We start from the raw sequence: 6,826 nt of genomic DNA on the forward strand, positions 1-6,826 counted from the left end.
GCAGGTGCACAGCTTGTTTTATGTAAACGAGCTGACAAAATACAAATAAAAATAATTAGGCTGAGTGTATCACTCAGCCTTTAAATTAGCTTTGGCCTTATGGTCGTTCATGTACTGATTGACGACAATACCACCAGCACCGCCCTAGAGCGGAATGCAGTTTTTGTTAACCTTGTTGCTGCCAAATGTGCTCATTTAGTGCAGCTAAAACTTGCTCTAGCTGCCCATTCAAACGCTTATCTAACTCCATACAGCCACCATCTTGAGCAAAACTTCGATTAATATCATTCGTTTGTAAGACGACTTCTTTTTTAAGTTGCTTGGCAATGCGATCCAACCATTTGAGCTGAGGCTTAGTCCATGAATGCATGGCATAGATACTATCCATTGCCATATCTATACGTCGCTCATAAGGTATTAACGCTTCACCTAGCGCTGCCCTGCGTATGTGACCCACTATCGACGCTGCAATATCGCGATTCGTTGTCTTCTTCCATGCGCTTTGTAAATCGGCTTCTTTAAAATCTTGGTCATCCAATAAGATACGAATCTCTTTTAACTGAGCACGAGTCAGCTCTCTGGGCTTACTCACAACGGCATTAAGAGCGGCATTACTGTTAAGATTATCTTTAATGAAGCGCTCAAATGCGGTGAGATAATCCTCTGGTTTACTGTAAGCGGAAAAGTTCTGCTCTCGAATGATAAACTCATCCTCATGATCAGAAATAATGTATTTCTCACCACCATTTAGCATCCCTCGCACACTATCAACTCGCTTAGCTAAACTACTGTGCTGTTTTAGCATTTGTGCTGCTTGCTTAGGTCCAGCTTGGTGCAGTTGCTGGTGGATTTTATCAGCAGGACATCCCCACTCTTGTTCAATACTCTCCAGCTCTTGTTTCAGGATTGGGTCTTTTTCTGCTCGCGTCTGCGCCTTGCGCATAACACGCATGACCTTTTGGCTTAGTTCATCAAGAGCATCTTCTGCAAAGCTGCGTCCTTCTTCACTACCTGCTAAATCAAGATTACGCTCGTCAGACACTTCATCAATCAATTGCTCAATTGTAATATTCGGCCTTTTAACCACGGGCTTCATGGTGTTCACTTGCTCTAACGAGGCATACAGGTCAACCGGGTCAAAGATTCTAAATACGGTTTTTCCAATTTCATCACAACGACGGGTAGCTCGACCTAACATTTGTTCGTACAAAATGCGCGACTTAACTCTGCGCATAAAGACAAGATTACAAATCTTAGGTACATCAATGCCTGTAGTAAGTAGATCGACCGTAATTGCTACATTGGGGAAAGTTTCGTTTTTAAATTTACGGATGGCTTGCTTCACTTTATCCGTGCTACCCGTGATTTTTTGCACGGCATGAGCAGGAATATCATCACCATGGACCTTCTGGAGGGCTTCTACCAGTAAGCGTTCTACTCTATCTGCGTGTTGATCGGTAACACAGAAAATCATGGTTTTCTCTTGGCTGGTTGGATCGATATCTTCAGCTAGAGCTTCACACACCGTACGATCAAAATTCTCGTTAATCACAGTGCGGTTGAAATTCTCAACATGGAAATCAAGCTCGTCCTCAAGCTCTACACTGTTCACTTCTCCCGATAAGGTATCGACAACGTCGACTTGCTCACCTTGATTGAATTTTATACCCGCTTGGTTAAGCCTTGTTTTATAGGTGATAGGAGTTTCATGGTCGATAAGATAATCTTCAGCCACCGCCTCACGATACGAATAAGTGTAAACTGGGGGGCCGAAAATCTCTGCGGTATGCGCTGCGGGAGTGGCAGTTAAACCGATTTTTACAGCATCAAAATAATCAAGTACACGACGGTAACTAGAACGATAAAGGTTAGGGTCTCGCGCTACTAACTCAGATTCACCCAACTCTTGATCCAATGTATAACCACGGTGAGCTTCATCAACGATAATACAATCGTATTGGTCAACGGGTAGGATCACCGCATTATCATTGTCGCTATCTTTATCTTCAAACAAACGCTTCACCATGGCCTGCACGGTCGCAACATGTACGCGAGTCTCGGCCTCTGGCAACTTATCTGACATTTCTTTTATGTCATAGATTTTGGACAAACGACGTTTTTGCTCTAAAGGTGTTTCATCGAAAGCTTCAGTCGCTTGATCACCTAGAGCAGAGCGGTCGACGAGAAATAAGATACGCTTAAATCTTTCCGTTTTCAGGAAGCGGTAAAGCAGACCAATGATTGTCCGTGTTTTACCCGTACCTGTAGCCATGGCTAATAAGCTTTCACGTTTATTTTGAGCTAGTGCTTCTTCTACCGCGATAACAGCCTTTTTCTGATATGGTCTCAGCCCAAGGTACTCAAACGGCTCAACAACCATCTCTTGCTGTGCTTTATGGTGATCTCGATGCAGTAAGTCCAGTAGCCCCGCGGGACTCATAAAGCTCTGACAGGCACGTTTTGCATTAGAAGCTAAACGACAATCACGGAACCATGTTCCGCTTTGCTCTTGCATTTGACGTAAGAAAGGCTTGCCATTACAAGCAAAGACAAAAGGTAGTTTATAGTTGGCTTCACCTTCACATCCTTGCCACGATTCGCTGCGTCCAGCCTCTATCCAAGCTGGCTTAATCTCGTCTTCAAGGTCAACGATACTTTGAGGATCAAACTCTCTGCTATAACGCTCTGCTTGAGCAATTGCGCCAGAAACGTTAATGCGCTTTCTTTTCGCTTCAACGGCTGCAATAGGGATTAAGCCAACAAACAAGACATAATCAGCACGATGCTTCTGCCCCTGCATTTCCCACTCTGCAATTGCCATATTACGTCCTTTCTCAGGACGAACACCTTTACGGTAATCAAGAACAACTGAGTCAGCTTCCCACCCGGCATCTCGTAACTGCTGATCGATAATGAATCGAGTTTGCTCTTCCGTTAAGTCAAAGCGGCTATTTTTAAGTATCTCGACACGCTGCTTGAGCGTTTTAGCTTCTTCAGCTTCATCGAGGTTGGTCGGTTGTTCTTGGCTGCGCTCACGTAATTGGGTTTCTAATTCACGAATGCGAGCTTTGGCTTTCTCTACACTCATTGAATCATTGGCTTCTAATACGGATAGCTGCTGCTTGAATCCAACCAGAGATTTGAATTGACGGTGTGGTAGAGCAAGCTCAACTGATTGCTGCGCTTCCAACTGCTTAATTACTTCTTTTAGCCGCGCAATCTCTTTCTTGGATTGCTCGACCAATTCTGCTGTTTTCTCTTCAACTGGCGGAACATACTTTGGTGGTTGAAAATTAGCTTCACCTGTCTTAACTCGATAGTAAATCGTCGCAGCTTTATGAGAGATTTCTAAAGCGTGGCCTGCTGCAACCGGATTATTGTAATAACCATGCGCAGCTTTGTTGCCATGCTTTCTCAGTGCATGAAATATTGTTAATCGTTCATCATCTAAGAGTCCCCGATTTCCCAACTCTTTTAGCTGGTCAAAGGTTGATAAATTCGGAGCGAGCTTAACTAGCTCTGCGATAAAGCCAACGATCTCTTCGGAGAGTAAACGAACCTTAAACAAGGTAGTGTGAGGATCTTGGTGCAAATTGCGCTCAGCAGAAAGCGCAATCGCATACAAGGTGTCATTAACCCCTTGTAAAAAATCAAAGTTTGACGAAGCCATGAGTGTCCCTGAGCCAACTGAAACCTAGATGCAGTTTACATGATTTCATACTTATCCCATTCGTAATTTCATTATTACGTAAGAGAAGACTCACATTTCGCTTAAAAAACATCAAATTGTGACTCAGGAGCGTATCTGTATTTAAGGCTCATCTTTCGCTAGATCTGCTGTTCTATAAATAAGTAATATCCATAAAGGATAAGAACGAAGGCTGAGAAACCTCAAATCACTTCCCTAGCCATATCCCCCGCTCTTCCCATCTGTTCAAAATCCCCGACCTTATGCGCACGTCTTACTTCAACAAACTTACTTGATCTCAACGTATCAACTTGTTGCCATAAATGACGGTTAGCTACTGGCTTCTTATCAGATTTTCGCCACCCCTTTGCTTTCCAGTTATCTAACCATTCATTGAACCCTTTCACACAATATTCACTACTCGAATACAGGCAGTCTCCATCTCTGGCATAAGCTATAGCTTCTATCAATGCGATAAGCTCTAACTCAGCACTATCGGCAATCTCACCGACTAATAGATTATTTTCGTCAACTAACTGCCCATCGTAGTTATAAACACTGATACCAACCCCACCCTGTAGTTTTGATGCGTTTCCTTTTGATGTTGCGATACCGATATAAATTGCACAGTTTTCTTCATTCATGGTCTTGCTCCTTTGTTCGAGTTTTGGCCTACCATTTTGGTAATGCCTTAATTGGTGCAGTGGCGTTAATTCAGTATTAATGGCTTGGTCTTTCAGCCAAGCGCATTTCCATCCAGTTATTCACCTCTTCTTCTACCCAAGCGACCGCCCTATCTCCCAAGCTTACCGATACAGGAAAATCACCCTCGTCCATTTTTCTGTAGATCGCCGAGCGGCTTAATGCGGTTTTCTCAATCACTTCTTTTAGCTTTAAAAATCTCATGGGACGTTCTCCTATGCCTGTGGTCCTCATGGGATAAGGAGATAGTGTTAAAAAAAATGAGGCTGGTTCGGCTGACTCTGATTCAAACTTTTTTGAGGTATATGTCATTAAAGTGAATGACCTAAAGCCTGATTAAAGGAGAACCAAAATGAGAACACTTTCACCACCACTACTCTCACAGCAAGAGCATGAACATCGCGTTCTAGAAAAGGCAGCAGAGATATTAGAAGATCGTTATGTACGAGGAGATGTATTTACCAATCCACAAGCTACCCGAGACTATTTGCGATTTAAGATAGGCGGCAGTGAACGCGAAGTGTTCGCCGTCATGTTGCTAGATAACCAACACCGATTAATTGACTTTGAGGAGTTGTTTCAAGGGACGATTGATGCGGCAAGCGTCTATCCAAGGGAGGTTGTAAAGACTGCTCTGAAGGCCAATGCGGCAGCGGTTATCTTTGCTCATAACCATCCATCAGGCGACTCTGCGCCATCACAAGCAGACAAGCGCATCACGACGAGATTGCAAGATGCTTTAGCGCTCATTGATGTTCGAGTTCTGGATCATATTGTTGTCGGGGAACAATGCACATCGTTTGCAGAGAGAGGCTGGTTATGATTGAGAAACACTATGGTGACATCACTCTCAATAGCAAGCTCCACCAGCAGTTAGAGCAAACCATAGCTCGCTACTCGATCCCTAAAGACACGACACGCATTGCACTCAACTGTCGAAACACAAGCTACTACAAAACAAAGGAAGGGGTCGCCCCTGTAGAAATTCAGTTAAAGCGGGAGAATTCACGCTCTGATTGGAATTTGGTTTTCGTGGCCAATTTTACTTATCAAGACAAATCCACCGACTCGCTCGATGTGTATCTTTATTTCCACCTACTTAATCACTGGTGCTATCAACCAGATGCAGGGGCAGCGAGCCTGAGCCACCCTGTCACAACAAAAGTGTTCCAAGCCTGGATGTGCGCTTTCCATGAGCATTTAACTCAGCATGTTTTCGATGACATACAGCTCACTCAAGTCCGCTAAGGCTAACCAATCACCCTACTCGTTCACCTAAACTCAAGGAGGCATCATTATGTCTACTCTGCTCTTTCACCCATCAAGCTTACCCGTGTCAGACAAACTTCATGCACTGTTAAACAACCATTTTCAACAACAATCAACCCAGAGTGAGTCAATAGCCCAAAGTACTTACCTGACGTTCAACTTTCGAGATAGTTCATACAACTCAGAAGCTGGTGGATTTCACCCTGTTGAAATCGCGATGACAAAGATCTCCAGTGGTCTATGGAATGTCGAATACATCACTGATTTTGCTTACGTTGGGAATGTGTATCCAGAATTGGCGCGATGTCTAGACTTTGATTTTCGAGACCAAGCGTTCTTTACAGAGTTCGGGGGATGGAGCCCAATCAAGGGTAACTATTCCGCTGTAGAGATGTTCGAGCTTTGGCAGGATAACTTCTTAAGCTACATAGATATGGAAGCGTTTGACTCTATATCTATCACTTCGTAATGAGAGAACACCCCGTCCGGGTCTATGTCACGATACAAAGGCACCGGACCACTACAGCCATCAAAAGTCGTGCTTCGGAGAGAGCTAACCCTATATGTAGCAAGGCCTGAATGACTTTTCATCATAGACTCCCACCCCACGACTTATCACGACATTACCGATAAGTGATAACAATCATGCCCAATATCTCCCCATTAAAAGAGCAGCTCACAAAAGCGCTTATCAGAGCCGCTCTCGCGAGTTGTCATTACCTTAATGAACAGTATCAGCACTTTAAAAAGGAGGTAGAGCAAAGCTCAGATCACGAACTGTTTGAATTCGTTCAACGCCTTTCTTCCACCCACCTAAAACGACTCTTAGCCACTATTGAGTTGATGAATAGAGGTTACCTACTAAGTGAAATTCTAGAAGCAGCAAAGGATAAATAATGGCCTTTCCCGAGGCCATTTAAATTCAAATATACAGCCCATTTCACATAATCATTATCCGCCATTTGAGTGAGACGTTATTTGTCTCACCCATCCTTATCCTAATGCCATCAGTGATGGTTCATAGACACCCAACCAAGGATTCACAATGACCACAAGTAATGTACTGCATCATACCAATGATGAAGAGCTCATCGCTTTAATCCAACGAAAAGAGTCGTTCACCTTAACTCGGGTAAAAAACTTCTCTCAGACGGTGAAAAAGATTGA

7 protein-coding genes are annotated in these 6,826 nt (G+C 43.7%); 4 read left to right on the forward strand and 3 right to left on the reverse strand.

The genetic code is table 11. The annotated features are described in order from the left end of the window. Positions 1 to 166: 166 nt before the first annotated feature. The 3 genes from hsdR to AB6E85_RS24465 form a co-directional block, all read right to left on the reverse strand. Positions 167 to 3,670 (reverse strand): type I restriction-modification system endonuclease, encoded by a 3,504-nt coding sequence (hsdR, locus tag AB6E85_RS24455; protein WP_372144565.1) that lies wholly within the window; start codon positions 3,668 to 3,670, stop codon positions 167 to 169. Between the two features lie 221 nt (positions 3,671 to 3,891). Further along, positions 3,892 to 4,332, reverse strand: a complete 441-nt coding sequence (locus AB6E85_RS24460) for an RNase H family protein (RefSeq protein WP_372144567.1) — start codon at positions 4,330 to 4,332, stop codon at positions 3,892 to 3,894. Positions 4,333 to 4,408: 76 nt separating this feature from the next. After that, on the reverse strand, positions 4,409 to 4,594 hold the full coding sequence (locus AB6E85_RS24465) for an AlpA family transcriptional regulator (RefSeq protein ID WP_004734957.1): 186 nt from the start codon (positions 4,592 to 4,594) through the stop codon (positions 4,409 to 4,411). Positions 4,595 to 4,742: 148 nt separating this feature from the next. Here AB6E85_RS24465 and radC point away from each other — a divergent pair, with 148 nt between their 5' ends. The 4 genes from radC (at position 4,743) to AB6E85_RS24485 (ending at position 6,556) form a co-directional block, all read left to right on the forward strand. After that, positions 4,743 to 5,213: a DNA repair protein RadC gene (gene radC / locus AB6E85_RS24470; RefSeq protein WP_372144569.1), complete on the forward strand. Its 471-nt coding sequence runs from the start codon at positions 4,743 to 4,745 to the stop codon at positions 5,211 to 5,213. After that, positions 5,210 to 5,638: a DUF2787 domain-containing protein gene (locus AB6E85_RS24475; RefSeq protein ID WP_009846899.1), complete on the forward strand. Its 429-nt coding sequence runs from the start codon at positions 5,210 to 5,212 to the stop codon at positions 5,636 to 5,638. Before radC ends, AB6E85_RS24475 begins: the two co-directional genes overlap by 4 nt. 49 nt (positions 5,639 to 5,687) lie before the next feature. Next, positions 5,688 to 6,128 (forward strand): DUF2787 domain-containing protein, encoded by a 441-nt coding sequence (locus tag AB6E85_RS24480; protein WP_146454606.1) that lies wholly within the window; start codon positions 5,688 to 5,690, stop codon positions 6,126 to 6,128. A 176-nt stretch (positions 6,129 to 6,304) separates the two neighbouring features. Then, a complete protein-coding gene (locus AB6E85_RS24485) occupies positions 6,305 to 6,556 on the forward strand; it encodes a hypothetical protein (RefSeq protein WP_372093044.1) in 252 nt (83 codons plus the stop codon). Positions 6,557 to 6,826 lie beyond the last annotated feature (270 nt).

The sequence above is a fragment of the Vibrio sp. 10N.247.311.51 genome (assembly GCF_041467855.1).
Taxonomy (GTDB): Bacteria; Pseudomonadota; Gammaproteobacteria; order Enterobacterales; family Vibrionaceae; genus Vibrio; species Vibrio coralliirubri.

Excerpts from the sequence above, each read along its gene's own strand:
- hsdR (WP_372144565.1), bottom strand. The coding sequence starts at position 3,670 with ATGGCTTCGTCAAACTTTGATTTTTTACAAGGGGTTAATGACACCTTG.
- AB6E85_RS24460 (WP_372144567.1), bottom strand. The coding sequence starts at position 4,332 with ATGAATGAAGAAAACTGTGCAATTTATATCGGTATCGCAACATCAAAA.
- AB6E85_RS24465 (WP_004734957.1), bottom strand. The coding sequence starts at position 4,594 with ATGAGATTTTTAAAGCTAAAAGAAGTGATTGAGAAAACCGCATTAAGC.
- radC (WP_372144569.1), top strand. The coding sequence starts at position 4,743 with ATGAGAACACTTTCACCACCACTACTCTCACAGCAAGAGCATGAACAT.
- AB6E85_RS24475 (WP_009846899.1), top strand. The coding sequence starts at position 5,210 with ATGATTGAGAAACACTATGGTGACATCACTCTCAATAGCAAGCTCCAC.
- AB6E85_RS24480 (WP_146454606.1), top strand. The coding sequence starts at position 5,688 with ATGTCTACTCTGCTCTTTCACCCATCAAGCTTACCCGTGTCAGACAAA.
- AB6E85_RS24485 (WP_372093044.1), top strand. The coding sequence starts at position 6,305 with ATGCCCAATATCTCCCCATTAAAAGAGCAGCTCACAAAAGCGCTTATC.